The 25349-nt window shown below is 59.2% G+C and carries 27 protein-coding genes; 23 read left to right on the top strand and 4 right to left on the bottom strand.

Annotated features, from left to right (window positions below; all coding sequences use genetic code 11):
• Positions 1 to 18: 18 nt before the first annotated feature.
• The 14 genes from RV1423_RS10590 (at position 19) to RV1423_RS10525 (ending at position 12018) form a co-directional block, all read left to right on the top strand.
• Positions 19 to 849, top strand: a complete 831-nt coding sequence (locus RV1423_RS10590) for an alpha/beta fold hydrolase (RefSeq protein ID WP_034296273.1) — start codon at positions 19 to 21, stop codon at positions 847 to 849.
• Positions 846 to 1814, top strand: coding sequence for a VOC family protein (locus RV1423_RS10585; protein WP_034296270.1), 969 nt, complete (start codon positions 846 to 848; stop codon positions 1812 to 1814). The genes RV1423_RS10590 and RV1423_RS10585 overlap by 4 nt, the downstream gene beginning before the upstream one ends.
• 865 nt (positions 1815 to 2679) lie before the next feature.
• The gene (locus RV1423_RS10580) at positions 2680 to 3024 is read left to right on the top strand and encodes an ATP synthase subunit I (RefSeq protein ID WP_034296268.1); all 345 of its coding nucleotides are present in this window, start codon (positions 2680 to 2682) and stop codon (positions 3022 to 3024) included.
• Positions 3021 to 3836, top strand: a complete 816-nt coding sequence (gene atpB / locus RV1423_RS10575) for a F0F1 ATP synthase subunit A (RefSeq protein WP_034296265.1) — start codon at positions 3021 to 3023, stop codon at positions 3834 to 3836. The genes RV1423_RS10580 and atpB overlap by 4 nt, the downstream gene beginning before the upstream one ends.
• A 77-nt stretch (positions 3837 to 3913) precedes the next feature.
• Positions 3914 to 4159: a F0F1 ATP synthase subunit C gene (gene atpE / locus RV1423_RS10570; RefSeq protein WP_006461334.1), complete on the top strand. Its 246-nt coding sequence runs from the start codon at positions 3914 to 3916 to the stop codon at positions 4157 to 4159.
• Positions 4160 to 4234: 75 nt separating this feature from the next.
• Positions 4235 to 4705, top strand: a complete 471-nt coding sequence (locus RV1423_RS10565; protein WP_034296260.1) for a F0F1 ATP synthase subunit B — start codon at positions 4235 to 4237, stop codon at positions 4703 to 4705.
• A 1-nt stretch (position 4706) separates the two neighbouring features.
• Positions 4707 to 5240, top strand: coding sequence for a F0F1 ATP synthase subunit delta (locus RV1423_RS10560; RefSeq protein WP_034296256.1), 534 nt, complete (start codon positions 4707 to 4709; stop codon positions 5238 to 5240).
• Positions 5241 to 5305: 65 nt separating this feature from the next.
• Positions 5306 to 6847, top strand: coding sequence for a F0F1 ATP synthase subunit alpha (atpA, locus tag RV1423_RS10555; protein WP_034296253.1), 1542 nt, complete (start codon positions 5306 to 5308; stop codon positions 6845 to 6847).
• A 30-nt stretch (positions 6848 to 6877) separates the two neighbouring features.
• Entirely contained in the window at positions 6878 to 7747 is an 870-nt protein-coding gene (atpG, locus tag RV1423_RS10550; protein ID WP_034296250.1) for a F0F1 ATP synthase subunit gamma, read from the top strand.
• Between the two features lie 56 nt (positions 7748 to 7803).
• Positions 7804 to 9204, top strand: a complete 1401-nt coding sequence (gene atpD / locus RV1423_RS10545; RefSeq protein WP_034296247.1) for a F0F1 ATP synthase subunit beta — start codon at positions 7804 to 7806, stop codon at positions 9202 to 9204.
• A gap of 71 nt (positions 9205 to 9275) precedes the next feature.
• Complete coding sequence (locus tag RV1423_RS10540) at positions 9276 to 9698, top strand: F0F1 ATP synthase subunit epsilon (RefSeq protein ID WP_034296244.1); 423 nt, start codon at positions 9276 to 9278, stop codon at positions 9696 to 9698.
• 246 nt (positions 9699 to 9944) lie between these two features.
• Positions 9945 to 10370: a CoA-binding protein gene (locus tag RV1423_RS10535; RefSeq protein WP_034296241.1), complete on the top strand. Its 426-nt coding sequence runs from the start codon at positions 9945 to 9947 to the stop codon at positions 10368 to 10370.
• 63 nt (positions 10371 to 10433) lie between these two features.
• Positions 10434 to 11240: a PPK2 family polyphosphate kinase gene (locus RV1423_RS10530; RefSeq protein ID WP_034296238.1), complete on the top strand. Its 807-nt coding sequence runs from the start codon at positions 10434 to 10436 to the stop codon at positions 11238 to 11240.
• Between the two features lie 4 nt (positions 11241 to 11244).
• On the top strand, positions 11245 to 12018 hold the full coding sequence (locus tag RV1423_RS10525; RefSeq protein WP_034296236.1) for an SGNH/GDSL hydrolase family protein: 774 nt from the start codon (positions 11245 to 11247) through the stop codon (positions 12016 to 12018).
• A 37-nt stretch (positions 12019 to 12055) separates the two neighbouring features.
• Here RV1423_RS10525 and RV1423_RS10520 read toward each other — a convergent pair whose 3' ends face one another.
• Positions 12056 to 12826 carry a transporter substrate-binding domain-containing protein gene (locus tag RV1423_RS10520; protein ID WP_197034921.1) on the bottom strand — a complete coding sequence of 257 codons (771 nt, stop codon included), beginning with the start codon at positions 12824 to 12826 and terminating at the stop codon, positions 12056 to 12058.
• A gap of 148 nt (positions 12827 to 12974) precedes the next feature.
• On the opposite strand from RV1423_RS10520, the gene hemE reads away from it, so the two are divergent.
• The 9 genes from hemE to RV1423_RS10475 all read left to right on the top strand — a co-directional run bounded on the left by hemE (position 12975) and on the right by RV1423_RS10475 (position 23448).
• Positions 12975 to 14054 carry a uroporphyrinogen decarboxylase gene (hemE, locus tag RV1423_RS10515; protein WP_034296230.1) on the top strand — a complete coding sequence of 360 codons (1080 nt, stop codon included), beginning with the start codon at positions 12975 to 12977 and terminating at the stop codon, positions 14052 to 14054.
• Positions 14055 to 14789: 735 nt separating this feature from the next.
• Complete coding sequence (locus RV1423_RS10510; RefSeq protein WP_034296227.1) at positions 14790 to 16826, top strand: primosomal protein N'; 2037 nt, start codon at positions 14790 to 14792, stop codon at positions 16824 to 16826.
• Between the two features lie 165 nt (positions 16827 to 16991).
• Positions 16992 to 17354, top strand: coding sequence for a hypothetical protein (locus RV1423_RS10505; RefSeq protein ID WP_051516620.1), 363 nt, complete (start codon positions 16992 to 16994; stop codon positions 17352 to 17354).
• A 100-nt stretch (positions 17355 to 17454) separates the two neighbouring features.
• Positions 17455 to 19203 (top strand): arginine--tRNA ligase, encoded by a 1749-nt coding sequence (gene argS / locus RV1423_RS10500; protein WP_034296225.1) that lies wholly within the window; start codon positions 17455 to 17457, stop codon positions 19201 to 19203.
• 8 nt (positions 19204 to 19211) lie between these two features.
• Positions 19212 to 19877 (top strand): SPOR domain-containing protein, encoded by a 666-nt coding sequence (locus RV1423_RS10495; protein ID WP_051516619.1) that lies wholly within the window; start codon positions 19212 to 19214, stop codon positions 19875 to 19877.
• A 76-nt stretch (positions 19878 to 19953) separates the two neighbouring features.
• Positions 19954 to 20664: a thiol:disulfide interchange protein DsbA/DsbL gene (locus tag RV1423_RS10490; RefSeq protein WP_034296218.1), complete on the top strand. Its 711-nt coding sequence runs from the start codon at positions 19954 to 19956 to the stop codon at positions 20662 to 20664.
• A gap of 98 nt (positions 20665 to 20762) precedes the next feature.
• Complete coding sequence (locus tag RV1423_RS10485) at positions 20763 to 21536, top strand: SDR family oxidoreductase (RefSeq protein ID WP_155835076.1); 774 nt, start codon at positions 20763 to 20765, stop codon at positions 21534 to 21536.
• A 12-nt stretch (positions 21537 to 21548) separates the two neighbouring features.
• Positions 21549 to 22502, top strand: coding sequence for a methionyl-tRNA formyltransferase (gene fmt, locus RV1423_RS10480; protein ID WP_034296213.1), 954 nt, complete (start codon positions 21549 to 21551; stop codon positions 22500 to 22502).
• 40 nt (positions 22503 to 22542) lie between these two features.
• Positions 22543 to 23448: a LysR family transcriptional regulator gene (locus tag RV1423_RS10475; RefSeq protein WP_034296210.1), complete on the top strand. Its 906-nt coding sequence runs from the start codon at positions 22543 to 22545 to the stop codon at positions 23446 to 23448.
• 71 nt (positions 23449 to 23519) lie between these two features.
• Here RV1423_RS10475 and RV1423_RS10470 read toward each other — a convergent pair whose 3' ends face one another.
• The 3 genes from RV1423_RS10470 to RV1423_RS10460 all read right to left on the bottom strand — a co-directional run bounded on the left by RV1423_RS10470 (position 23520) and on the right by RV1423_RS10460 (position 25320).
• Complete coding sequence (locus RV1423_RS10470) at positions 23520 to 23981, bottom strand: cupin domain-containing protein (protein WP_034296208.1); 462 nt, start codon at positions 23979 to 23981, stop codon at positions 23520 to 23522.
• A gap of 45 nt (positions 23982 to 24026) precedes the next feature.
• Positions 24027 to 24611, bottom strand: coding sequence for a cysteine hydrolase family protein (locus RV1423_RS10465; RefSeq protein ID WP_034296205.1), 585 nt, complete (start codon positions 24609 to 24611; stop codon positions 24027 to 24029).
• 145 nt (positions 24612 to 24756) lie between these two features.
• Complete coding sequence (locus RV1423_RS10460) at positions 24757 to 25320, bottom strand: 5'-methylthioadenosine nucleosidase (RefSeq protein WP_034296202.1); 564 nt, start codon at positions 25318 to 25320, stop codon at positions 24757 to 24759.
• Positions 25321 to 25349: the final 29 nt, after the last annotated feature.

Raw genomic sequence — 25349 nt, 5'->3', positions numbered from 1 at the left:
AGAATTCGAAAGGCAAGCATGACCCAGAACGTTCCCGAGATTGGCGACAGCATCACCCTCGACGGGGTTGACATCAATTATCACGACCAAGGGCAGGGCGACGCCATCCTGCTCATTCACGGCTCCGGCCCGGGTGTGACGGCGTGGGCCAACTGGCGTTTGGTCCTGCCGGAGCTGGCGACGACACATCGTGTGATCGCGCCCGACATGGCGGGCTTCGGCTACACGCAAACGCCGCTTGAATATCAGACATCGCCGGAAAACTGGGTCGCGCAGGTTATTGGCCTCATGGATGCACTGGAGATCGCGCAGTTTTCCATCATCGGCAATTCCTTCGGCGGAGCCATTGCGCTCAGGACGGCGAGCATGTATCCGGATCGCGTCAAGAAGCTGGTGCTGATGGGTTCGGTGGGGACGAGTTTTCCCATCAGCGAAGGGCTGGATAAGGTGTGGGGATATCAGCCTTCGCACGAAGCCATGCGCGAACTGATAGGCGTCTTCGCCTACGACCAGTCCATCGTCACGGACGATCTGGTTGAGATGCGCTACCGCGCCAGCATTCGCGCCGACGTCCAGGAACGTTTTTCCCGGTTGTTCCCGGCGCCGCGACAGCAGGGCGTCGACATGCTCGCACTGAGCGACGCGCAATTGAACGCCATCCGTATGCCTGTGGCCCTCGTGCATGGCCGCGACGATCGCGTCATCCCATTCCGGGTGGCGGAAATGCTGGCGGAAAAACTGCCCAATGCGACCCTATATCCGATCGACCAATGCGGCCATTGGGTGCAGATCGAAAAGAAACAGCAATTCCTTGGCATCGTCACCCGTTTCATGGAGGAATCCGTATGAGCGTCGTAGCGTTGGGTTATGTGGGTGTCAGCACCAGCCGCCTTCCAGAATGGGCTGAATTCGGCACGAAATTTCTCGGTCTGCAAATTGCCGACCAATCGGCGCGGACGCTGTCCTTCCGCATGGACGACCAGAGCCAGCGTTTTCAATTCGAAGAAGGTCCGGACGGCGTCATCCAGCATATAGGATGGGAAGTGGAAAGCGATGCGGCCTTGCAATCGCTGGCGGCGCGGCTGGAGGCGGCTGGCGTTCGGGTCCAGCGGGGCAGTGCCGCGCTGGCCGGGCAGCGTCGCGTGCGTGAACTCATCTGGATGCTTGACCCAGCAGGAAACCGGGTCGAACTCTACTGGGGACCGGAAAAAGCCGATCATCCATTTGAGCCCGGTCGCAATATCGCCGGATTCCGCACCGGCCCGCTTGGCATCGGCCATGTGGTGCTGACGTGCGACAGGATCGAGTCCGTCCTGCCTTTCTATACCGAACTGCTCGGCTTCGGTGTGTCCGACTACGTGCTGGCCCCGTTCAAGGCCTACTTCATGCACGTCAATCCGCGCCACCATAGCTTTGCTCTGATAGAAACGGGACAGCGCGGCTTCCATCACCTGATGATGGAGCTGATGCAGTTCGACGATGTGGGCCACGCGCACGATCTCGCCCAGTTGCGCGAGGAAGACATCGCCGTGACTTTGGGGCGGCATTCCAACGACCACATGACGTCCTTCTATGTAAGGACGCCTTCGGAATTCATGATCGAGTACGGCTGGGGCGGTCTGGTCATCGATCCCGCCAATTGGCAGGCCGTGGAACTGACCGATGGTCCCAGCATATGGGGACATAACCGTAGTTGGCTGAGCGAGGAGGCCAATGCCGTCCTGCGCGCCCAACTGCAGCATAACGCTGATCGTGGTCTGCGCCATCCGGTAAGAGTCCTGCCTGGTAATCATGTCTTGGCAAAGGATTGCTAAAGGCCTCGGCCGGTTCAGCATAGTAACTAGAACTCATTTCATCAACGGGCGTGAGATGTGTTCTCTCCAGAAAGGGCGCTGGCCGCGTTGCGCTCCTTGCGCGTAGCATCGCTACGCGACGCGTTACGCGCCTTGCCAGTGCCCTTTCTGGAGAGAACCCGAAGGGAGCGGCCTGTTTGGGCGGATTGCTGGGTTACGAAATGGGGGCAAGGCGTCCAGTCTTGACCCCATTTCGCGCCTTGCACTCCATCCCAAACAGGGCAAGCTCGCACTCACGCCCGTTGATGAAATGAGTTTTAGGAATGCTCAGTTGCTAGGACGCCTTCACGCAGGTGCATTCCAAAATAATTTCACTGGGAAACTTATCGCCCATTGTTGGCCCGACAAGGTTATGATGCCTGAATTCAGCTTTGACACAGCGATACAGCAAAGCTGCGCGGCATGGTCTATCGAGCGGCGATGGCACGCGCTTAGGGGGCAGGGTCACCTTGCCGGTGTGAAAAATGGCAAGGGTAAGGGAGAAGTCGCGCCAGTATTAAGGTTCTCGTCACAAGTCATCGTACCTCACGGCGTATTTCCTGTGCATTTTTGCCAAACAGGATCGCGTTTTTGTCAGTCAAATGACAGCTTTGCCGAAGTTTGTTTCGTATTGTTCGTATTACCTCGCAGGTAATCGCCCTTTGCCCGATTTTGGCTCACTATGCAGTTGTATGTTAAAGCCGACAATTGACCGGCAACTTCACCATATATCACGGTAATCCCGCGCCAAAAGTTTGACGGATGCGGATGCAAGCCTTTATAATCGCCGGGCTTCTAAACCGCCGTCTGCTCATAATGAGTGCGGCTTGCACGATATTGGATATATATGCTGCGTATCATCCTTCTGCAGCTTGTGGCCATGGTCGTCGCTGCATGTACAGCTGGTTTGTTGGGCGGCGTATCTGCGTTGTGGTCGGCATTGTTGGGGGGAATGTGCTGCATCGTCCCCAATAGTCTGTTCGCCCTGCGTCTCTATACAAGTGCTCGCAAACCTGATGGGGCTAACCCGATGACGTTTTTCTTCGGGGAATTTATCAAGATTGCTACGACTCTTGCGCTCATGGGCGCAGTTGTTTGGTTGTATCGCGATGTTAACTGGCTCGCATTTGTGCTGAGCTTCATCGCGGTGCTTAAAGGTTACTTAATTTTACTGTTTAGACATCGACCATGACTGCTGCTGCGCACGCACCTACTCCTTCGGAATACATTGTCCACCATCTGGGACATTTCTCTTCGCAGCACCAAAGCAAGATTGTTGATTTTTCAATCATTAACATGGACACCATTTTCTGGTCGGTGTTCTGCGGCGTGGTTGCCTGTCTGTTCATGTACCTGGCAGCGCGCAAGGCCACTTCCGGTGTTCCGGGCCGCTTCCAGGCTTTTGTCGAAATGGTTGTCGAAATGGTCGAAGACCAGTCCAAGGCCATCGTCCACGGCGATCGCAGCTTCATCGCGCCGCTCGCATTGACGGTGTTCGTCTGGGTGGCGCTGATGAATTCGCTGGACTTCCTGCCCGTTGATCTGGTCTCGGGCATCATGCGTCTGGCCGGCATGGAAGAAATCCATCATCGCATCGTTCCTACCGCCGACCTCAACGGCACGCTGGGCATTGCACTGGGCGTGCTGGCGCTGATGCTGTATTACAGTGTCAAGATCAAGGGCCTGGGCGGCTTTATTCACGAACTGTTTGCGGCGCCGTTCGGCATCTGGCTGGCGCCTTTCAATCTGCTGTTGAACATCATCGAATTTGCTGCAAAGACCGTGTCGCTGGGTATGCGGTTGTTCGGCAACATGTATGCGGGCGAGCTGCTGTTCTTGCTGATCGCGTTGCTGGGTTCGGCCGCCACGGCGTTCGGCTTTGTCGGCCACGTCATCGCGGGCTCGATCTGGGCGATTTTCCACATCCTGATCGTGCTGCTGCAAGCATTCATTTTCATGATGTTGACACTGGTTTACCTCGGCCAGGCGCATGAGGCGCATTAACAAGGCTGCAGTACGGTTCTAGCTTTTTGGTTTGTTTTTTGATTTTCGTATTAACTTTAACTTTCTAAGGAATTGTCATGACTGATGTCTCTTTCGTTGCTTTGGCTTGCGGTTTGATCATTGGCCTGGGTGCTATCGGCGCTTGTATCGGTATCGCAATCATGGGTGGTAAATACCTCGAAGCATCTGCACGTCAGCCAGAACTGATGAACACCCTGCAAACCAAGATGTTCCTGCTGGCCGGCCTGATCGACGCTGCGTTCCTGATCGGTGTCGGTATCGCCATGTTGTTCGCATTTGCAAATCCGTTCATCGCGAAATAATCCGACGGCATAGCCGATTCTCATTTTTGCCGGATTGACTGATTCGGCACACGATATTCTGAGAAGGAAATTACCGTGAACTTAAATGCAACATTGTTTGCGCAGTTCGTGGTCTTCTTCATCCTCGCCGGTTTTACGATGAAATTCGTTTGGCCGCCGTTGATCAAGGCGCTCGACGAGCGTGCGAAGAAGATTGCGGACGGTTTGGCCGCAGCAGACCGCGGCAAGGCCGACCTGGCCGCCGCTGAAAAGCGCGTCCAGGCAGAGCTGGCGACCGCACGCGACGAAGGCCAGAAACGTATCGGCGACGCTGAAAAGCGTGCGCAACTGATCATCGAAGAAGCAAAGAAGACCGCTTCCGACGAAGCAGCGCGCATCATCGCCAATGCAAAGGCGGATGCAGAGCAGCAAGTGACCAAAGCGCGGGAAGAATTGCGCGGCGAAGTTGCGACCCTCGCGGTCAAAGGCGCCGAACAGATCCTGAAGCGTGAAGTCAATGCAGCGGCGCATGCCGACTTGCTGAACCAACTGAAAACAGAGCTGTAATATGGCCGAACTCGCAACGATTGCTCGCCCTTACGCAGAAGCCCTGTTCCGTGTGGCCAAGGCCGGCAGTCTGCCAGCCTGGGCCGATCTCGTTTCCGAAATGGCGCAAGCCGCAGCGCATCCTGACGTCAAGGCGTTCGTGCAAAATCCGGCGCTGTCGGATCAGCAGGTCGCTTCCACGTTCGCTTCCGTCCTGAAAACACCGCTGAGCGTCGAAGCGCAAAACTTCGTCAACGCTCTGGTGCAGAACGGCCGTCTGGCGTTGTTGCCGGAGATCGCGACGCAATTCCATGCGTTGAAAAACGCACAGGAAGGCGCAGCCGACGCAGAGATCACCAGCGCCTTCGCACTGTCCGATGCGCAATTGAAGGATGTGGTCGCCACGCTGGAAAAGAAATTCGGTCGCAAGCTGACGCCAACCGTCAAGGTGGACAATGCTTTGATCGGCGGCGTGCGCGTGGTTGTCGGTGACGAAGTGTTCGATACCTCGGTGCGCGCGAAGCTGCAACAGTTACATGTTGCTCTGGCTGCGTAATTTAATTGCGTGTGCCTGAGCCCTGGCGTAATAGCTAAGCGATAGAAAAATTTTTAGGAGTTAGTATGCAACTCAACGCATCTGAAATCAGCGAGCTGATCAAGAGCCGGATTCAAGGCCTTGGCGATACCGCTGAGATTCGCAATCAAGGCACGGTTATTTCCGTGTCCGACGGTATCTGCCGTATCCATGGTCTGTCTGACGTGATGCAAGGTGAGATGCTGGAATTCCCAGGCAACACTTTCGGTCTGGCGCTGAACCTCGAGCGCGATTCCGTCGGCGCCGTTATTCTGGGCGAGTACGAACATATTTCCGAAGGCGACACCGTCAAGTGCACCGGTCGCATCCTGGAAGTGCCTATCGGTCCTGAACTGCGCGGCCGCGTGGTCAATGCGCTGGGTCAGCCGATCGACGGCAAGGGACCGGTCAACGCCAAGCTGACAGCTCCGATCGAAAAGATCGCTCCGGGCGTTATTGCGCGTCAATCCGTCTCCGAGCCGATGCAAACCGGCCTGAAGTCGATCGACTCCATGGTGCCTATCGGCCGCGGTCAACGCGAACTGATCATCGGCGACCGCCAGACCGGCAAGACTGCCGTGGCGATCGATGCGATCATCAATCAAAAGGGCCAGAACGTGACATGTATCTACGTCGCGATAGGTCAAAAGGCATCGTCGATCAAGAACATCGTGCGTTCGCTGGAAGCGCACGGCGCGATGGATTACACCATCGTCGTCGCCGCATCGGCTTCCGAATCGGCTGCTATGCAATACGTGTCGGCCTACTCCGGCTGCGCGATGGGCGAATACTTCCGCGATCGCGGCCAGGACGCGCTAATCGTGTATGACGATCTGTCCAAGCAGGCGGTTGCCTACCGTCAGGTTTCCCTGCTGCTGCGCCGTCCGCCGGGTCGTGAAGCCTATCCGGGCGACGTGTTCTATCTGCACAGCCGTCTGCTGGAGCGTGCAGCGCGCGTCAACCCTGATTACGTCGAGAAGTTCACCAACGGCGAAGTCAAGGGCAAGACCGGTTCGCTGACAGCACTGCCGATCATTGAAACACAAGCCGGCGATGTGTCCGCATTCGTTCCGACCAACGTGATTTCGATTACCGACGGTCAGATCTTCCTGGAAACATCGCTGTTCAACGCCGGTATCCGTCCTGCGATCAACGCGGGTATTTCGGTGTCGCGCGTCGGTGGCGCTGCTCAAACCAAGGTCATCAAGAGCCTGTCCGGCGGTATCCGTACCGACCTGGCGCAGTATCGTGAACTGGCTGCGTTCGCGCAGTTCGCTTCCGACCTGGACGAAGCCACCCGCAAGCAACTGGACCGCGGTGCACGCGTGACCGAACTGTTGAAGCAGGCGCAATACTCTCCATTGTCGATTTCGCTGATGGCCGTGACATTGTTTGCCGTCAACAAGGGTTACCTGGACGACGTCGAAGTCAAGAAAGTGCTGGCGTTCGAAAGCGGTCTGCACAATTTTGTGAAGACCAGCCACGCTGCCCTGCTGCAAAAAATCGAAGACACCAAGCAACTCGATAAAGATGCTGAAGCGGCATTGGCTGCTGCGATTGCCGATTTCAAAAAATCCGGCGCGTACTAATCTCAACTGAGGCTATAAGGAGTCAATCTCATGGCTACAGGTAAAGAGATACGCGGCAAGATCAAGAGCGTAGAAAATACGAAGAAGATCACCAAGGCGATGGAAATGGTCGCTGCATCCAAAATGCGCAAGGCGCAGGACCGGATGCATGCGGCGCGTCCCTACAGTGACAAGATTCGTAACATCGCTTCGAACTTGTCGCGCGCCAATCCGGAGTATACGCATCCTTTCATGGTCAAGCAGGACAGTGCCAAGAAGGTGGGTTTCATCATCGTCACGACCGACAAGGGTCTGTGCGGCGGCATGAACACCAATTCCTTGCGCCTGACCACTGCGAAGATCCGCGAACTGGAAGCGCAAGGCAATGCGGTCGAAACCGTTGCGATCGGCAACAAGGGTTTTGGTTTCCTGAACCGTATCGGCGCCAAAGTGGTGTCGCATGTGGTCCAGGTCGGCGACACGCCGCACCTGGAAAAGCTGATCGGCCCCGTCAAGGTGCTGCTCGATGCTTACCAGGAAGGCAAGCTGGATGCGGTCTATTTGGTTTATACCAAGTTCATCAACACGATGCGCCAGGAGCCGACGCTGCAGCAATTGCTGCCGCTGTCGAGCGACAAGTTGCAAGCCGACGAAGGCAAGCATTCGTGGGACTACATCTACGAACCCGACGTGCAAAGCGTGATTGACGAGTTGCTGGTGCGTTACGTCGAAGCGCTGATCTATCAGGCTGTGGCGGAAAACATGGCGTCTGAACAATCGGCCCGTATGGTCGCGATGAAGGCAGCAAGCGATAACGCCGGTAACGTGATCGGCGAGTTGAAGTTGATCTACAACAAGACTCGTCAGGCAGCGATTACCAAGGAACTGTCCGAAATCGTCGCCGGTGCGGCTGCGGTCTAACGACTTAATGCAGAGATGCGTAACAGGTTTTAATTTTATATATTGAAGGAACGAAAATGGCTGATGGCAAAATCGTTCAGTGTATCGGCGCTGTGGTGGACGTTGAGTTTCCCCGCGACGCGATGCCTAAGATTTACGACGCCTTGAAGATGGAAGGCTCGGAACTGACGCTGGAAGTGCAACAGCAATTGGGCGACGGCATCGTCCGCACCATTGCGCTGGGCACTTCGGACGGTCTGCGTCGCGGCATGACAATCAAGAACACCGGCAAGGGAATCACCGTGCCGGTCGGGAAAGCCACGCTGGGTCGCATCATGGACGTGCTGGGCAATCCGATTGACGAATGCGGTCCGGTGAGTCACGAGCAAACCGCAACGATTCACCGCAAGGCGCCTGCATACGACGAGCTGTCGCCATCGCAAGAACTGCTGGAAACCGGCATCAAGGTGATTGACCTGGTGTGTCCGTTCGCCAAGGGCGGTAAGGTCGGTCTGTTCGGCGGCGCGGGTGTGGGCAAGACCGTGAACATGATGGAACTGATCAACAACATCGCCAAGGCGCACAGCGGTCTGTCCGTGTTTGCCGGTGTTGGCGAGCGTACTCGTGAAGGTAACGACTTCTATCACGAAATGGCCGACGCCAAGGTTGTGGATTTGGAAAACCCGGAAAACTCCAAGGTTGCCATGGTCTACGGTCAGATGAACGAGCCGCCGGGCAATCGTCTGCGCGTGGCGCTGACCGGTCTGACGATCGCTGAAGGTTTCCGTGATGAAGGCAAGGACGTTCTGTTCTTCGTCGACAATATCTACCGTTACACGCTGGCCGGTACCGAAGTGTCCGCGCTGCTTGGCCGTATGCCTTCCGCCGTGGGTTACCAACCGACGCTGGCTGAGGAAATGGGCCGTCTGCAAGAGCGCATCACCTCGACCAAGACCGGTTCGATCACCTCGATCCAGGCCGTCTACGTGCCAGCGGATGACTTGACCGACCCGTCGCCCGCAACCACGTTTGCCCACTTGGACTCGACCGTCGTTCTGTCGCGCGACATTGCTTCGCTGGGTATCTACCCTGCGGTCGATCCGCTCGATTCGACATCGCGCCAACTGGATCCGCAAGTCGTCGGCCAGGAACACTATGAAACAGCACGCGCTGTTCAGGGTACGCTGCAACGCTACAAGGAATTGCGCGACATCATCGCGATTCTGGGCATGGACGAACTGGCTCCGGAAGATAAGCTCATCGTTGCCCGCGCACGTAAGATGCAACGTTTCCTGTCGCAACCGTTCCACGTTGCCGAAGTGTTTACCGGTTCGCCAGGTAAATACGTTTCGCTGAAAGACACGATCAAGGGCTTCAAGATGATCGCTAGCGGCGAACTCGATCACCTGCCGGAACAAGCGTTCTACATGGTTGGCACGATCGAAGAAGCAATCGAAAAGGCCAAGAAGATCAACTAAGATCTCTTGATTCTCGCGATGTCGTCCTTGCCTGGAATCCGGGCGAGGCGGCTGACCGGATAGGAAACGATATGGCACATACTATTCACGTTGACGTAGTCTCCGCCGAAGAAGCAATCTTCTCCGGCGAAGCGGAATTCGTCGCGTTGCCGGGTGAAGCGGGTGAGTTGGGGATCTATCCTCGCCACACCCCCTTGATCACGCGCATCAAGCCGGGCGCCGTACGCATCAAGATTCCAGGACAGGCGCACGACGAGTTCGTATTCGTCGCCGGCGGTTTGCTGGAAGTGCAGCCTGACACCGTGACCGTTCTGGCCGACACTGCAATCCGCGGCGCCGATCTGGACGAAGCCAAGGCAAGCGCCGCGAAGAAACTTGCGGAAGAAGCGCTGGCAAATCGTGATTCCAAGATCGATTACGCAGCCGCACAAGCCGAACTGGCAACTGCGGTGGCGCAATTGGCAGCGATTCAGAAACTGCGTCAGAAGCGTTAGACGGCAAGCATTGGCGATCAGTCATTTGGCATCAATAAGGAAGGCAGCTCAGGCTGCCTTTTTTATTGGCTGCCTGCCCTGACCGCATTGACGACATTCATTGGCGGCATCATTTGCCGTTTGAATGGTCCGGGTTCATCGTCCGATGCCGATGCGCTGCATGATGAGGTAAAGTAAACCGACACGCGCCGATCATGCATCATCATGCCGCGCAGTTACGCCACTTGCAGCAAAGGAACTCGCCCTGTGAACGTCAGCAACCCTTCCAAGCCCATCATTGCCGTCGTCGGGTTGTCGAATCGACCCGATCGTCCCAGTTACGATGTCAGCGCCTACATGCAGCGGCAGGGCTACCGTATCGTCGCGGTCAATCCCATGTACGCGGGTACCGAGATACTCGGCGAGCACTGTTATGCGAGCCTGACCAAAGCGGCCGAAGCGTTGGCCGGCAGTGGCGTGAAGATCGACATCGTGGATTGTTTCCGCAAGTCGGGCGACATTCCGCCGGTGGTGGATGAAGCCATCGCCATCGGCGCCGCATGCGTCTGGATGCAGCAAGGCATTGTCAACGAAGCCGCCGCAACGAAGGCGGAGGCCGCCGGCCTGACTGTCATCATGGACCGTTGCATCAAAGTCGACCATGCAATGGGAATCACGCACGGCGTGCTGTAGAAAGAAGCGCAGGCATTTCCGTCGCTGCCACATCGCCCGCCAACCAACAAGGAGAATGGCAACATGAAGATTCGCGAGCAGTTCCGTGCCGGCAAGAAGATCGACATCAAGGACGACAACGCCGCCGCCAAACCGCTCTTGAGCGGCGACAAGGCCGCCGACAGGCTGCAAACCCAGCAGATCGCCGCGCAGATAGGCGAACAGCAGGCCATGCTCTATGCCGTGCATGACAGGAAAGTGCTGGTGGTATTGCAGGGCATGGACACCAGCGGCAAGGACGGCACTGTCGTGGGCGTGTTCGGCGGCGTCAATCCGCAGGGGATGCGCATCGTCAGTTACAAGGCGCCGAGCCAGCGGGAACTGCAGCACGACTACCTCTGGCGCGTCCACCAGCAAGTGCCGATCAAGGGCGAGCTGGCCATTTTCAATCGCAGCCATTACGAAGACGTGCTGATCACGCGCGTCCATGATTGGATCGACGCCGCCGAATGCAAGCGGCGCTATACGCAGATCAACGATTTCGAGCGTATGCTCAGCGAAACGGGCACTGTCATCCTCAAGTTCTTCCTGCATATTTCCAAGGACGAGCAGCGTGCGCGGCTGCAGGAGCGCATCGACGACCCGACCAAGCACTGGAAGTTCGACGTGCAGGATCTGGAAGAACGCAAGCGCTGGGAAGACTATCAAAAGGTCTATGGCCAGGCAATCCAGGCCACCGATACGGACCACGCGCCGTGGTATGTGATTCCCTCCAACTCAAAGACCCATCGCAACCTCGCGATCGCCGGCATCGTCCTGGAAACCCTGCAGGACATGAAGCTGGCCTTCCCACCGGCCAAGCAGGAACTGGTCGGACTCAAGGTGAAATAGGGTCATGCGCCGCTGGTTGCCGGAATTGTTCGCCTTGCCGCTGCTGCCCTGGCTGCAGGCGCAGGGCAAACGCACGCGCCGCGTGACACCGCGCCTGCCGGAAGCGGCCGGTGCGCGCGAAGGCGTGTGTCTGCCGGAGGGCGGTGGCGGAGATGATCAGAGCGATGGAGCGATCGAATTGTTCGCCATCGGCGAGTCGCCGGTCGCAGGCGTCGGCGTGGAGACGCAGGAGCATGCCATCACCGCCGAGTTCGCCCGGCAACTGGCGGCATGTCGTAGGCAATCGGTGCGTTGGGCCGCTTTCGGGAAAAACGGCGCTACCGTGGCCGATGCTATTGGCGAGGTCTTGCCGCTGCTGCAGGCGCTGCCGCAGCACAAGAAGCGGATTGTGCTGATCGCTTTCGGCGTCAACGACAGCACCTCATTCCACAGCAGCGGCCGTTATCGTCGCGATCTTGCGACGCTGATCGCGGCCGTACAAGGGCAACTGGCGCCGGAACTGCTGATCATCGCCGGCGTGCCGCCGCTGCATCTGTTTCCGGCCTTGCCGCAGCCCTTGCGCCATGTGCTCGGCATGAAGGCGTGCGCCCTGAGCCGGGTGGCGCAGCAATTGGCGGCCTCGACGCCGCACGCCATCTATGTGCCGGTCCGCAGCGACGCCCGCGATCGCAGCCTGATGGCACACGACGGTTATCATCCTTCGGCGGCAGGCGTACGCATCTGGGCGCAACAACTGGTGCAGGCCGCTGCGGCCTGGTTCGCGGCGCCGAAGGCATGAATCGGCGCGAATCAAATGGATGTCAATTGACGGACGATCAATGCAGCCATTTGTTGAAGATGCGGTCGTAGTCGCCGGTCGCCTTCAGCATGTGCATCCAGGCGTCGACATATTCCTTGAATGCCACATCGGCACGCGGCAGCATGAAGGCTTTCTCGGCGAACTGCAGCGGCTTGTCCGGATTGACCGGGCACAGTTCCGGATGCTGTTTGGCCTGCCATAGCGTTTCGCTGGCGTCGGTCACCATGATATCGGCCTTGCCGTCGACGATCTGCTGGAAAATCGTGACGTTGTCCGGATGCAGGACCAACTGAGCCTGCTTGAAATTGGCGCGGGCGAAGCGCTCGTTGGTGCCGCCGGGATTGAAGATGGCGCGCGTGGTCGGCCGGTCGATCTGGGCCAGCGACTGGAATTTCTGCGTATCGGTGCAACGGGCGATGGCGGCTTTGCCGTCCAGCATGTGCGAGACCGCAAACGAGACCTTCTTCTGGCGATCCAGCGTGACCGATACACCGCCCATTGCCATGTCGCACTTGGCGAGGAAATCCTCCATCAGCGTCGACCAGGTGGTTTTGACGAATTGCGCTTCGACGCCGAGCGCCTTGGCCAGCGATTGCGCCAGATCGACATCCATGCCTTCGAAGGTATTGTCCGTCTTGAAATAGGTGAACGGTTTATAGTCGCCGGTCATGCACACGCGCAACTTGCCTGACTTGAGGACCTCGTCGAGGCGGCTGGTCTCGGCGGCGCCGGCCGTATGCACTATCGCCAGGCCGGTCAGCAGCGCCGCCGCCAGCCATGTCTTCATGGACTTGCTCATCTCTGTCTCCTTGTTTTTATAGAGCGACGACAATATCACGAGGCCTGCCGCTCATCAATCCGGCGCATCCGGTTCCCGGATTGAATGAGATAATACGCGTTTGCCGGTTCGGCCAACACGATTGCCCCGATTGCTCATGCCTCAATTTGCTCCGCTGAAAAACGACACTTTCCTGCGCGCCTTGCTGCGCCAGCCGACCGAATACACGCCGTTATGGCTGATGCGTCAGGCTGGCCGCTATTTGCCGGAATATCGCGCCACGCGCGCGCGCGCCGGCTCGTTTCTCGGCCTGGCCAAGAATCCCGATTACGCCACCGAAGTCACGTTGCAGCCGCTGGACCGCTATCCGCTGGATGCGGCTATCTTGTTTTCCGACATTCTCACCGTGCCGGATGCCATGGGGTTGGGCCTGTTTTTCGCCGACGGCGAAGGACCCAAGTTCGAGCGTCCGCTGCGCGACGAGAAGGCGGTGCTGGCGCTGCAGGGACCGCAACCGGACAGCCTGCAATACGTGTTCGATGCCGTCACCCAGATCCGTACAGAACTGAACGGCCGCGTGCCGCTGATCGGCTTTTCCGGCAGTCCGTGGACGCTGGCATGCTACATGGTGGAAGGCGGCGGATCGGACGATTTCCGCACGGTCAAGACCATGCTGTACGACCGTCCCGACCTGATGCATCACATCCTCAGGACCAACGCCGCCGCCGTTGCCGCCTATCTGAACGCGCAGATTGACGCCGGCGCACAGGCCGTGATGATCTTCGACACCTGGGGCGGAGCGCTGGCGGATGGTGTTTATCAGGCGTTTTCGTTGCGCTACATGGCCGAAGTCATGCGCCAGCTCAAGCGTGAAAAGGATGGCGTCAGGATTCCGGCAATCGTTTTCACCAAGGGCGGCGGCTTGTGGCTGGAACAGATCGCCGATATCGGCGCCGATGCCGTCGGTCTGGACTGGACCGTCAATCTCGCCGAAGCGCGCCGTCGCGTCGGCCATCAAGTCGCCTTGCAGGGCAACCTTGATCCCAGCGTATTGTTCGCCGGGCCGTCGCAAATCGAGGCGGAAGTGCGCAAATTGCTGGAATCTTTCGGCAAGCCGGAAGCCGGTGTAGGCCATATCTTCAACCTTGGTCATGGCATTTCGCAATTCACGCCGCCCGAAGCCGTCACCACGCTGGTCGAGGCCGTCCACAATATCAGCCGGGAATTGCGCGGCTAAGTGGGATGGGCCGGAATGAAACAGTGAATATCCGGGCATACTCACCAGCATGTAGCAGAAACGAAATTTTTAACAATCTGCCATTACTTATGCACAAAGCTTGGGCTTTTCTTAGCAGGAATCATTCATATCAATATTTGTTGGCGGCACGATATGCGATTTTTTCAAGTAATTGATTTTTAAGGAAATTATTTCTTGCATGGGTTTTGTGCAAACTATTGAGACCCGCATGAAATGGAGGCTCCGGACGTGTCAAGAGGCATTTGCCCACAAAGTTATCCACAGGTTTTGTGGATAGTTGAAAAAGCACTTATGAAACCGGGGGTTACGTGCCTTTTTCACGTTTTACTTGAGCAATGCGCAAGGAATCTTACGTCGCCGTCGGATGCTTGCCGACAAATTTTTCTTGACGGAAAGTAGTGCAGATGATCTTGAAGCGATGCCGTTTCGGTGCGGAGAAATTGGACTTATGCACAAAAATGCTTTTGTGCGCGGCAATAATAAAAATTTAAAAATAAATTTTTCGTCCTTAGTCGTGTTTTTATAACTTATTGATTTTAAACGAATTAATTTCTGCTTTCGATTTGGGCAATTTATTGAAACCCGCATCCAGACTGGGAAAAGGGCTGTCAAGGTCGAGTTGCCCACAAAGTTATCCACAGGATTTGTGGATAGTTGAAAAAGTAGTTATGAAACCGTTAGTTAGGTCATCTTTTCAGGAATCACATTAAGTTCGTGGAACAACGCATTCTCCAGATCGCTCTCGATACGCCGCTTGACAGAACCTTCGACTATCGTTGGCGCCGCAGCGGCGACGAGGCGATTCCCCAGGTTGGACAACTGGCGATCTTGCCCTTTGGTCGTCGCGAAGTCGCAGGTCTGATCATCGGCGTTGTCGAGCAGACCGATGTGCCTGAAGACAAGCTCAAAGACGTGATCGCCGTGCGCAGCCAGTTGGCGCCGTTGCCGCCGCAATGGTTGGCTTTGTGCAACTTTGCAGCCGACTATTACCAGCGTCCTTTGGGCGAAGTGGCCTTGCCCGGCCTGCCCAAGAACTTGCGCACCCTGACCACCACCGCGCTGGATCGCGCACTCAAGAAATTGGCCAAGTCCGACGCCGGCCATGACGGCAATCCCGTCAACACGCCCCAACTGAAGCCCGAACAGCAAGAAGCGGTCGATGTCATCGCCAGCGCGCAAGGCTTCGCGCCGCTGCTGCTGTATGGCGTCACCGGCAGCGGCAAGACCGAGGTCTACCTGCAGGCTGCGGCGCGCATCCTGGCACAGAGCGAAGCCGCCGGCGAGACGGCGCAGATCCTCGTGCTGGTGCCGGAAATCAACCTGACGCCGCAACTTGAATCGAACATCCGCGCGCGCTTTCCCGGCGTGCATGTGGTCAGCCTGCACAGCGGCTTGGCCGAAGGCGAGCGCACTCTCAATTGGCTGGCGGCGCACGAGGGCCAGGCGCGCATCGTGCTCGGCACGCGGCTGGCGATCCTGTCCTCGCTGCCGCACCTGAAGCTGATCGTAATCGACGAAGAGCACGATCCGTCCTACAAGCAACAGGAAGGCTTGCGCTATTCCGCGCGCGATCTCGCGGTATGGCGTGCGCATCAATTGGGCATACCCGTGGTGCTGGGTTCGGCCACGCCGTCGCTGGAAACCTGGCAGCACACCCAGGCCGGGCGCTACCGCAAGCTGCAACTGCGCGAGCGTGCGGTGCGCGACGCCGTCCTGCCGACGGTAAAAATGATCGACATGGAACGCGACCGTCCCAACGACGGCCTGACCTCGACGCTGGTCGCGGCGCTGAAGCTGCGCCTGGAGCGCGGCGAGCAATCGTTGTTGTTCCTGAACCGGCGCGGCTATGCGCCGGTGCTGAGTTGCGACGCCTGCGGCTGGATCAGCAACTGCATGCGCTGCACCTCGTTCATGGTGCTGCACAAACCGGAGCGGCGCCTGCGTTGCCACCATTGCAGCCTCGAACTGTACATCCCCAAAGCCTGTCCGACGTGCGGCAACGTCGACTTGCAGCCGCTGGGACGCGGTACGCAGCGCGTCGAGGAAGGTTTGCAGGCAATGTTCCCGGAGGCACGCATTCTGCGCATCGACGCCGATTCGACGCGCCTTAAAGGGTCTGCACAGACTGCCTTCGACAGCGTGCATCGCGGCGACGTCGATATCCTGATCGGCACGCAAATGGTCGCCAAGGGGCACGACTTCAAGCGTCTGACGCTGGTCGGCGTGATGAATCCGGACACCGCCTTGTTTTCGCACGACTATCGCGCCAGCGAGCGCCTGTTCGCGCAACTGATGCAGGTTGCCGGCCGCGCCGGCAGGGCCGGCCGGAAGGAGGGCGGCAGTCCCAGCGAGGTGCTGATCCAGAGCCGCTATCCGCACCATCCGCTGTACGGCGCGGTGGCGGCGCACGATTATGACGGTTTCGCCACGCAACTGTTGGAAGAGCGCCAGCAGGCAGCGTTGCCGCCGTTCATCTACCAGGCGCTGCTGCGCGCGGAAGCCGGCGAGCTCGACGTTGCGCTGGCCTTCCTGAAGGACGCCGCCGCATGCATGGAACATTCCGGCATCACCATCAACGACCCGATCCCGATGACCATGACGCGCGTGGCCAACGTCGAGCGCGCCCAGTTGCTGGTTGAATGCGCCTCGCGTCCGGCCTTGCAGGCCTTCCTGCGCGATTGGATGGCCATCTTGCGGCAAATGAAGACGCGCGCCAAGTGGTCGCTCGAAGTCGATCCGGTCGATATCTGAGAACTTGTTCACGATCTGCGCTGACGCCGCAGCTTTGGCCGTTCATCGCATCAAACCGGCGGCTATTTACCGCAATCCGGCTTTTGGTCGCATATCGTTGGGGAAATCCCAGGCGATTGCCTAGCATGGCGGCATTCCTTCCCACTTTGCCGTTCAGGAGACGCCATGTTGCAGCAGATCGTCGTTCATACGCCCCACTGGGTTTGGGCCTTGCTGGCGGCATTGGGCAGCGGCGCCTGGAGTTGGTCTGCGGCCGGGCGCACCGGCGCGGTGCCGCATCCGGAGCGCGGCACCGTTTTTCTGCGCGGCAGTTGGCTCCCGCTGTCGATGATGATCGCCGTCTTCGCCGTCAAATACACGGTAGGCGTGTTGCACGCGCTGCATTCCGGCTACGTCCAGGGGAGGTTGTTCACGGCGACGGTCGGTTTGCTTTACGGCCTGTTCATTGGCGTCTCGCTGGGCTGCATGTTGCGAATCTTGCATCTTTATCGCCAGGCGCAATTGCCGTCGGCGCAGCCGGCAATCTGAGCGGGCGGAAAGATCGCCTTCAATCCGAGGGCGGCAAGCCGGTATAATCCGGGGTTTATAGTTCAAAGTGCGGCGTGTGCCGCCTACCCCATCTGTTCCCATGCTTGCCCAACAAAAACAACGCATCACCGAATTATTCCAGACCGCCGTGGCGCCGTTGGTCGCCGGCACCGGCCTGACGCCGACGATCACGCTGGAACGCCCGCGCGACCCGTCGCACGGCGACATCGCCTGCAACCTGGCCATGCAACTGGCCAAGCCGCTCAAGAAAAATCCGCGCGAACTGGCGCAGGCGCTGGTCGACGCCGTGCTGGCCCAGCCCGGCAGCGCAGAACTGATCGCTTCGGCGGACATCGCCGGTCCCGGCTTCATCAACCTGCGCGTGGCCGCAGCCGCCAAGCAGGCGGTGGTGAAGGCGGTCCTGGCCGAAGGCGTGCAATACGGCCGGAGCAATGCCGGCGAAGGCAAGAAGGTGCTGGTCGAATTCGTCTCGGCCAATCCGACCGGTCCGCTGCATGTCGGCCACGGCCGCCAGGGCGCGCTCGGCGACGCCATGTCGGCCTTGCTGCAATCGCAGGGCTACGACGTCACGCGCGAGTTCTACTATAACGACGCCGGCGTGCAGATCGCCACGCTGGCGACTTCCGTGCAGGCGCGCGCCAAGGGCTTCAAGCCGGGCGATGCCGGCTGGCCGGAATCGGCTTATAACGGCGATTACATCGCCGACATCGCGGAAGATTTCAAGGCGAAGAAAACCGTCTCCGCCAGCGATGGCGAGCCGGCCACCGCCAGCGGCGACGTCGACGACATCGAATCGATCCGCCGCTTCGCCGTCGCTTACCTGCGTCGCGAGCAAGACCTCGATTTGCAGGCCTTCGGGGTCAAGTTCGACAATTACTATCTCGAATCCTCGCTTTACACCGAAGGCAAGGTCGCGGCCGCCGTCGACGCTCTCATCAAGGCCGGCAAGACCTACGAGCAGGACGGCGCGCTCTGGCTGCGCACCACCGACTATGGCGACGACAAGGATCGCGTCATGAGGAAGTCGGACGGCACCTATACCTACTTCGTGCCCGACGTCGCTTACCACATCACCAAATGGCAGCGCGGCTACGGCAAGGTCATCAACATCCAGGGCAGCGACCATCACGGCACCATCGCGCGCGTGCGCGCCGGCTTGCAGGCGGCCAATGTCGGTATCCCGCAAGGCTATCCCGACTATGTGCTGCACAAGATGGTCACCGTGATGAAAAACGGCGAAGAGGTCAAGATCTCCAAGCGCGCCGGTTCCTATGTCACGTTGCGCGACCTGATCGAATGGTCCAACGGCAGCAATGAGGCAAATGAGGCCGAAGGCGGCGGGGCGGCCGATCTGACCCGCGGCCGCGACGCCGTGCGTTTCTTCCTGATCTCGCGCAAGGCCGACAGCGAATTCGTGTTCGATGTCGACGTCGCCCTGACGCGCAACGACGAAAACCCGGTCTACTATGTGCAATACGCTCATGCGCGTATTTGTTCGGTGCTGAGCCAATGGGGCGGCGATGAAGCAGCGCTGGGCCAGGTATCCGACCTGTCGCCGCTGACCGCACCGCGCGAGGTCAGCCTGCTGGCCAAGCTGGCCGAGTATCCGGAAGCGCTGGCGCATGCCCTGCAGGAACTGGGGCCGCATCAGGTCGCCTTTTACCTGCGCGATCTGGCAGGCGAATTGCATAGCTACTACAATGCTGAACGCGTGCTGGTTGATGATGTCCCAACCAAAATGGCGCGTCTGGCGCTCATGAGCGCAACCCGCCAGGTGTTGCGCAACGGCCTGGCACTGATCGGCGTCTCCGCTCCGTCAAGAATGTAACCCTGTCGATGAATACACAAGTGAAACAACACCATCCGATTTTACGCAAGCAGGCCGGCGGCACTTTCCTCGGTCTGATCCTCGGTCTCATCGTCGGTCTCGGCATAGCCGTGGTCGTGGCCCTGATGATCACCAAGTCGCCGATTCCTTTCGTCAACAAGGTGACCAAGCAGGAGCGCACCGAACTGTCGCCGGGCCAGGCGGCCGATCCCAACAAGCCGCTGTACGGCAACAAGGACACCGCCAAGGAAGCCCCGCCGGCGCCGGCAGCGCCCAAGGATGCCGAGCAGGACAAGCCGGCGCCTGAAGTCAAGAAGCCCGACGTTGTGCCGGCGCCAGCGCCGACGCCGAAGGCGGCTGATGCCGCCAAGGACAAGCCGGTCAAGGACCAGGCAGCCAAGGATCAGACCGCGAAGTCTGATGCTGCGGCCGACGACAAGTGGACGTATTTCCTGCAGACTGGCGCCTTCCGCGAGCAGGCCGATGCCGAGAGCGCGCGCGCCAAGCTGGCCCTGCTCGGTTTCGAAGCCAAGGTCAGCGAACGGCCCTCCGATAACGGCACTTTGTATCGCGTGCGTATCGGTCCGATCACCCAGCAGGAGACAGTGAACCGGATGCGGAGCAAATTGTCTGACAACGGGGTCGATGCAGCCATCGTCCGCATACCAAAATAAGGGCCGGTTTTTTCGTCATTGCGTGGCGGCCCGCCATCATATTCATCGTCGAACACCTTGAGAAGGGGTTAAGTTTATGCGTTTGTTCCGTCATGCTCTCGCTGCCATCAGCCTGGGTTTGCTGGCCGTTTCGGCCGGCGCGTCTCCCGCCAATCCGCAAAACGGCACCGATTATCGTACGCTGGAGCAAGTCCAGCCTACCGATTCCGGCAAGAAGGTCGAAGTCACCGAATTCTTCTGGTATAGCTGCCCGCATTGCGCGGCCTTCGATCCGTCGCTGACGGCGTGGGTCAAGAAGCAGGGCGACAAGATTGTCTTCAAGCAAGTACCAGTGGCATTCCGCGAGTCTTTCATTCCCCAGCAAAAGCTGTATTACACGCTGGAAGCGATGGGCAAGACCGCTGAAATGAATCCGAAGATTTTCCAGGCCATCCACGTTGACCGCCAGCGCGTCGATACCGACAAGACCATCCTGGAATTCATCGAGAAGCAGGGCATCGATAAACAGAAATTCCTCGACCTGTACAACTCCTTCGGCGTGCAGACCAAGGTGCGTCGTGCCGCGCAGTTGCAGGAATCGTACAAGATCGACGGCGTGCCGACGATCGCCATCGATGGCCGTTACCTGACTTCGCCGTCGATTGCGGGCGCGTCGATGGCTAATCAGCCGGAGTCGATGCAGCAAGCCGCGTCGCTGCAAGTGATGGATCACCTGCTGACCAAGTTGATCGCAGAGAAGGGCGGCGACAAGCCGGCCGAACCGATCAAGGCGGCAAAGAAGAAATAAGCCGCACCGTACCGAACCCGGTCCGTCGCTCGCGAGAGGACGGACCGTTTTTATTGGCGCGTCAATTGAATGGCGTTGAATCGATCAAAGGGAATTCCATGCAGCGCGTCTTCATTACCGGCGCATCGAGCGGCATCGGCGCCGCCCTTGCCAAAGCCTATGCAAAGCAGGGCGCCGTGCTGGGCCTGGCGGCGCGCCGCCGCGACATGCTGGAGCAGATTCACGCCGGTCTGGATCATCCCGAGCGGCATTATATCTATGCGCTGGATGTGACCGATCATGCAGTCTTGCAGCAGGCGGCGGAAGATTTTCTCGCGGCCGCCGGTGGCGCCGACGTGGTGATCGCCAACGCCGGCATCTCGCAAGGCACGCTGACGGAATATGCGGAAGACATCCCCGTATTCGAACGCATCATCGCCACCAACGTGACAGCAACGGTCGCTACTTTCCATCCCTTCATCGCCGCCATGAAAGCGCAGCCACGGCCGCAGGATTGCCGCCTGGTCGGCATCGGCAGCGTCGCCGGCATACGCGGCCTGCCCGGCGCCGAGGCGTATAGTGCCTCCAAGGCTGCCGTGATCAGCTATTGCGAATCGCTGCGCGTCGAATTGCGCGCCAGCGGCATCAAGGTGGTGACGATCGCGCCCGGCTACATCGAGACGCCGATGACCCGGGTCAATCACTACCGCATGCCCTTCCTGATGCCGGTGGAAAAATTCGCCGCGCGCGCCTTGCGGACCATCGCCGCCGGTGCCAGCTATCGCGTGATCCCGTGGCAGATGGGTGTGGTCGCCAAGCTGTTGCGCCTGCTGCCGAACTGCTTGTACGACTTCGCCTTTGCCCGGGCGCCGCACAAGAAACGACATCTATGAACGAGCAACGCCATGAAAATCATCTACGCCGGAACCCCTGAATTCGCCGCCGTCGCGCTGGAAGCGCTGTACGCCGCAGGCCATGAGATCACGCTGGTGCTGACTCAGCCCGATCGGCCTGCCGGCCGCGGCATGCAGTTGCATGCCTCGCCGGTCAAGCAATGCGCCATCGCGCACGGCACGCCGGTGGCGCAGCCGGTATCGTTGCGCCTGGACGGCAAGTATCCCGAGGTGGCGCGCGAGGCGCACGCGTTGCTGCGCAACACGCCGCACGACATCATGATCGTCGCCGCGTATGGCCTGATCTTGCCGCGCAGCGTGCTCGATATCCCGCGTCTGGGTTGCATCAACATCCACGCCTCGTTGCTGCCGCGCTGGCGCGGGGCCGCGCCCATCCATCGCGCCATCGAAGCCGGCGACAACGAGACCGGCGTGACCATCATGCAGATGGAAGAAGGTTTGGACACCGGCCCCATGTTGCTGATCGAATCGTTGCCGATCGCCGCGACCGACACCACCGGGAGCCTGCACGACAAGCTGGCGGCGCTGGGCGGCAAGATGATCGTCGAGGCGCTGCAGAAGCTGGAGAAAAATGATTTGCCCGCCACGCCGCAGCCGCACGAGGGCGCCAATTATGCCGCCAAGGTCAGCAAGGAAGAAGCTGCGCTCGACTTCACGCAACCGGCCGAGGTGTTGGCGCGCAAGATTCGCGCCTTCAATCCTTTCCCGGGCGCGTCGGCCCAGTGCGGCGATGTGACGGTGAAGCTGTGGCAAGCGCGGGCGCTGGCGGAAAACACATCCGCCGCGCCCGGCAGCGTGCTCGCCGCGAATGCGCAGGACGGCGTGAAAGTCGCCTGCGGCAAAGGCGTGCTGCAGGTCACGGAATTGCAAAAGCCTGGCGGCAAGCGCCTGCCGGTGGCAGAATTTCTCAAAGGCTTTGCGTTGACGGATGGAGTGTTCCGATAACGCAGTTTCCGTTGCAGGCGGCAACGATCGCGGAGAAAGAATGGATCAACTGGCGGCAATGCGCATCTACAGGCGTGTGGTGGAAAGCGGAGGCTTTTCGGCGGCGGCCGATGTGCTGGATATCTCCCATACGGTGGTATCGCGGCAGGTGCGCCAGTTGGAAGAGTTGCTGGGAGCGCAACTGCTCAACCGGACCACGCGTCGTTTTTCGCTGACCGAAGTCGGGCAGGTGTATTACCAGCGCTGCGTCGACATCATTGATCAGGTCGAGGACGCCACGCGCGTCGTGTCGCACCACCAGGCGCGTCCCGCCGGCGTATTGCGCATCAATGCGCCGATGGTGTTCGGCATGCTGGAAATACCGAACTGGCTGCCGCAATTCATACAAGCGTATCCCGAACTGAAAGTCGATCTGGTCTGCAACGACCGCTTCGTCGACCTCATCAGCGAGGAGTTCGATGTCGGTTTGCGCATCACGCGCACCTTGCCCGATTCGACGCTGGTCGCCAAACGTCTGATCAGCAGCGGCATGGCTCTGGTGGCTTCGCCGGCCTATCTGAAAAAACACGGTGTGCCGCGCGAGCCTAAGGATTTGCTGCAACACAATTACCTCGCGTATTCGCTGGCGTTGCAAACCACCGAACTGGTATTCACCGGGCCCGACGGACACGATCAACTGGTCAGCCTGAGCGGTAATGTCCAGGCCAATACCGGCCTGATCGTCTGCGCCGCCGCGCGCGCAGGGATGGGCATCACGGCATCGGCCACTTTTGTCGTACATGAAGATCTGAAGCGCGGCGATCTGGTGGAGGTTCTGCCCGAGTATCGCCTGCAGTCGCGCGATCTTTACGTGCTGTATCCGCAAAATCATCATCTGTCGCCGAAGGTGCGCGCCTTCGTGGATTTCTTGGCGACTTACTATGCGACGCCGCGCTGGGAGTTCTGAGCGCCGCGAATATAAAAAAAGGCTTCACCGGTAAAGGTGAAGCCTTTTTTGCTTCCGCCGGAAAGCGCGGACTACTTCTTCTCGACCGGCACCAGATCGAAATGGTCGGCCTGGTACTGGAACAGCAAGCAGTCTTCACCCTTGGCGCAACCGCTGTAGTGCGGCATGTTGGCCGGCAGGTTATAGAAGGAACCGGCCGGATAGTCGATGCGCTCGCCGTCGATTACGGCGTAGAACGTGCCCTTCAGCACCACGGTCGGCAGGTTCTGCGTATGCAGGTGATACGGATTGTCCTTGCCTGCAGGGAAAATCACGAAGGCGTCGTAAGGCCCCTTGCCGGTGATGCTGCCACGCACGTCGGCGACCTTGATGCCGCCGGTGCCTGGCAGTTCGCGCCATTTCAGATCGGCGGCCGGGAAGGACACCAGCGGCTGGACGGCAGCCTTGCCAGTTTTCTTGTTGTCGTTCGCCAGGCTGCCGGCAGCGACACCGGCGGCGGCCAGGAACAGCAATGCTGTTGCAATACGTTTCATATCTATCCTCTTGAAGGTTGACTCCGGCAGCGCCGGCATGGGGTTTTACTGCACTTGCAATTCGAGAACGGCGTCGGTGCCGATCACATCGCCGAACGTGTCGGCAATCGTCGTCAATGCGGTGCGATGCAAGACGTCATGGGCAATCACGCCGCCACCGGGGGCGTCGATGTCGCGTGTTGCCGACGCATCGGCAGCGACGATCACGTCGTAACCGGCGGGAACCGCGTCGCGCGCCGCGCCGGCGACGCAGGCATGGGTCATCAGGCCGGAAATGATCAGCGTCTTGATGCCGGTGGTGGGGAAGACGCTCACCGAGCTTTTTTGCACCACGGTATGGTGAGGCGCGGGCCGGATGTCCTTGTGGATGGCCACGGTGTCGCCGTCGATAGCAAAGATCGGCGTGCCTGCCGGCGTGACGTGCTGGACGTGGAACACCGGAATTTTGTGCTGGTCGGCGAAAGCGATCAGGCGTTTGGCGTTGTTCAGCGCCGCCATGCCGTCGGGAATCGGCATCTTGCCGCTGAAGTACTCGTTCTGGAAATCGATCACCAGCAGCGCGGTGCTGGCGGCTTGCAGTGCAACCGGTGCGGAAGCGCCGGCGATGGTGCGAATGGTTGGGTGCGACATGTTTTCCTCTCCTGGGTTGATAAGCGACAGGACGAAGAATAGGCGAGCAGCCGGCGGGCCAACAGTAGCGCGGCGTCACAAGATATGTGCAGAATCAGCACATATCGGAAAAATGTCGAGAAATGGTTCGAATACTATTTTGAATTTACGCTGTCAGCATCGTGCGCAAGCGTTCCCAGAACAGGTCGGCGCCACGGTGTACATTGTCGTTCCAGTGGTCGGCGGCATTGTCGTCGGCCGTATCGGTGATGAACTTGAAGGCGCGCCACGGCACGCCATACCGATGGCAGGTATGGGCGATGGCGAATAGTTCCATATCGACAACATCCACGCCTTGCGCCGTCAGCCAGGCATCGCCAGCCGTGACGAAACTGTCGCCCGTCCCGCAGCGCGCGTCGCCATGGCCGGAAGCATAGCTGCTCGGCTCGTCCGACAAGGGCGTGACGCCGCGTTCGGCGAGCGGAATGGCGAGCATGTCGCGCTGGATGACGCTGGCGATTTCCAGCAGGCCGTCAACGTTTGGATTGATCTTGCCCGCCGTGCCGAAATTGATGACCAGTTGCGGCTGATGCTGCAGGATCGCTGCCGTTGCGGTGGAGGCGGCGTTGACCTTGCCGACCCCGGTATAGATGACGTCCACCCCGGCCGGGGCGGTGGCGCCGTTCAGTTCGGAGGCGAGGGCAGTCAGGATCAGGATTTTCTGTGTCATTGTGGGTTTCGGGTATGCGTTGTTTGCGG

The sequence above is a fragment of the Herbaspirillum sp. RV1423 genome (genome assembly GCF_000577615.1).
Classification (GTDB): domain Bacteria; phylum Pseudomonadota; class Gammaproteobacteria; order Burkholderiales; family Burkholderiaceae_D; genus Herbaspirillum.
This window is presented reverse-complemented; position numbering and strand designations above follow the sequence as displayed.

What these genes read in the sequence shown, in the direction of transcription:
- RV1423_RS10590 (WP_034296273.1), top strand. Translation starts at nt 19, where the DNA reads ATGACCCAGAACGTTCCCGAGATTGGCGACAGCATCACCCTCGACGGG.
- RV1423_RS10585 (WP_034296270.1), top strand. Translation starts at nt 846, where the DNA reads ATGAGCGTCGTAGCGTTGGGTTATGTGGGTGTCAGCACCAGCCGCCTT.
- RV1423_RS10580 (WP_034296268.1), top strand. Translation starts at nt 2,680, where the DNA reads ATGCTGCGTATCATCCTTCTGCAGCTTGTGGCCATGGTCGTCGCTGCA.
- atpB (WP_034296265.1), top strand. Translation starts at nt 3,021, where the DNA reads ATGACTGCTGCTGCGCACGCACCTACTCCTTCGGAATACATTGTCCAC.
- atpE (WP_006461334.1), top strand. Translation starts at nt 3,914, where the DNA reads ATGACTGATGTCTCTTTCGTTGCTTTGGCTTGCGGTTTGATCATTGGC.
- RV1423_RS10560 (WP_034296256.1), top strand. Translation starts at nt 4,707, where the DNA reads ATGGCCGAACTCGCAACGATTGCTCGCCCTTACGCAGAAGCCCTGTTC.
- atpA (WP_034296253.1), top strand. Translation starts at nt 5,306, where the DNA reads ATGCAACTCAACGCATCTGAAATCAGCGAGCTGATCAAGAGCCGGATT.
- atpG (WP_034296250.1), top strand. Translation starts at nt 6,878, where the DNA reads ATGGCTACAGGTAAAGAGATACGCGGCAAGATCAAGAGCGTAGAAAAT.
- atpD (WP_034296247.1), top strand. Translation starts at nt 7,804, where the DNA reads ATGGCTGATGGCAAAATCGTTCAGTGTATCGGCGCTGTGGTGGACGTT.
- RV1423_RS10540 (WP_034296244.1), top strand. Translation starts at nt 9,276, where the DNA reads ATGGCACATACTATTCACGTTGACGTAGTCTCCGCCGAAGAAGCAATC.
- RV1423_RS10530 (WP_034296238.1), top strand. Translation starts at nt 10,434, where the DNA reads ATGAAGATTCGCGAGCAGTTCCGTGCCGGCAAGAAGATCGACATCAAG.
- RV1423_RS10525 (WP_034296236.1), top strand. Translation starts at nt 11,245, where the DNA reads ATGCGCCGCTGGTTGCCGGAATTGTTCGCCTTGCCGCTGCTGCCCTGG.
- RV1423_RS10520 (WP_197034921.1), bottom strand. Translation starts at nt 12,826, where the DNA reads ATGAAGACATGGCTGGCGGCGGCGCTGCTGACCGGCCTGGCGATAGTG.
- hemE (WP_034296230.1), top strand. Translation starts at nt 12,975, where the DNA reads ATGCCTCAATTTGCTCCGCTGAAAAACGACACTTTCCTGCGCGCCTTG.
- RV1423_RS10505 (WP_051516620.1), top strand. Translation starts at nt 16,992, where the DNA reads ATGTTGCAGCAGATCGTCGTTCATACGCCCCACTGGGTTTGGGCCTTG.
- argS (WP_034296225.1), top strand. Translation starts at nt 17,455, where the DNA reads ATGCTTGCCCAACAAAAACAACGCATCACCGAATTATTCCAGACCGCC.
- RV1423_RS10495 (WP_051516619.1), top strand. Translation starts at nt 19,212, where the DNA reads ATGAATACACAAGTGAAACAACACCATCCGATTTTACGCAAGCAGGCC.
- RV1423_RS10490 (WP_034296218.1), top strand. Translation starts at nt 19,954, where the DNA reads ATGCGTTTGTTCCGTCATGCTCTCGCTGCCATCAGCCTGGGTTTGCTG.
- RV1423_RS10485 (WP_155835076.1), top strand. Translation starts at nt 20,763, where the DNA reads ATGCAGCGCGTCTTCATTACCGGCGCATCGAGCGGCATCGGCGCCGCC.
- fmt (WP_034296213.1), top strand. Translation starts at nt 21,549, where the DNA reads ATGAAAATCATCTACGCCGGAACCCCTGAATTCGCCGCCGTCGCGCTG.
- RV1423_RS10475 (WP_034296210.1), top strand. Translation starts at nt 22,543, where the DNA reads ATGGATCAACTGGCGGCAATGCGCATCTACAGGCGTGTGGTGGAAAGC.
- RV1423_RS10470 (WP_034296208.1), bottom strand. Translation starts at nt 23,981, where the DNA reads ATGAAACGTATTGCAACAGCATTGCTGTTCCTGGCCGCCGCCGGTGTC.
- RV1423_RS10465 (WP_034296205.1), bottom strand. Translation starts at nt 24,611, where the DNA reads ATGTCGCACCCAACCATTCGCACCATCGCCGGCGCTTCCGCACCGGTT.
- RV1423_RS10460 (WP_034296202.1), bottom strand. Translation starts at nt 25,320, where the DNA reads ATGACACAGAAAATCCTGATCCTGACTGCCCTCGCCTCCGAACTGAAC.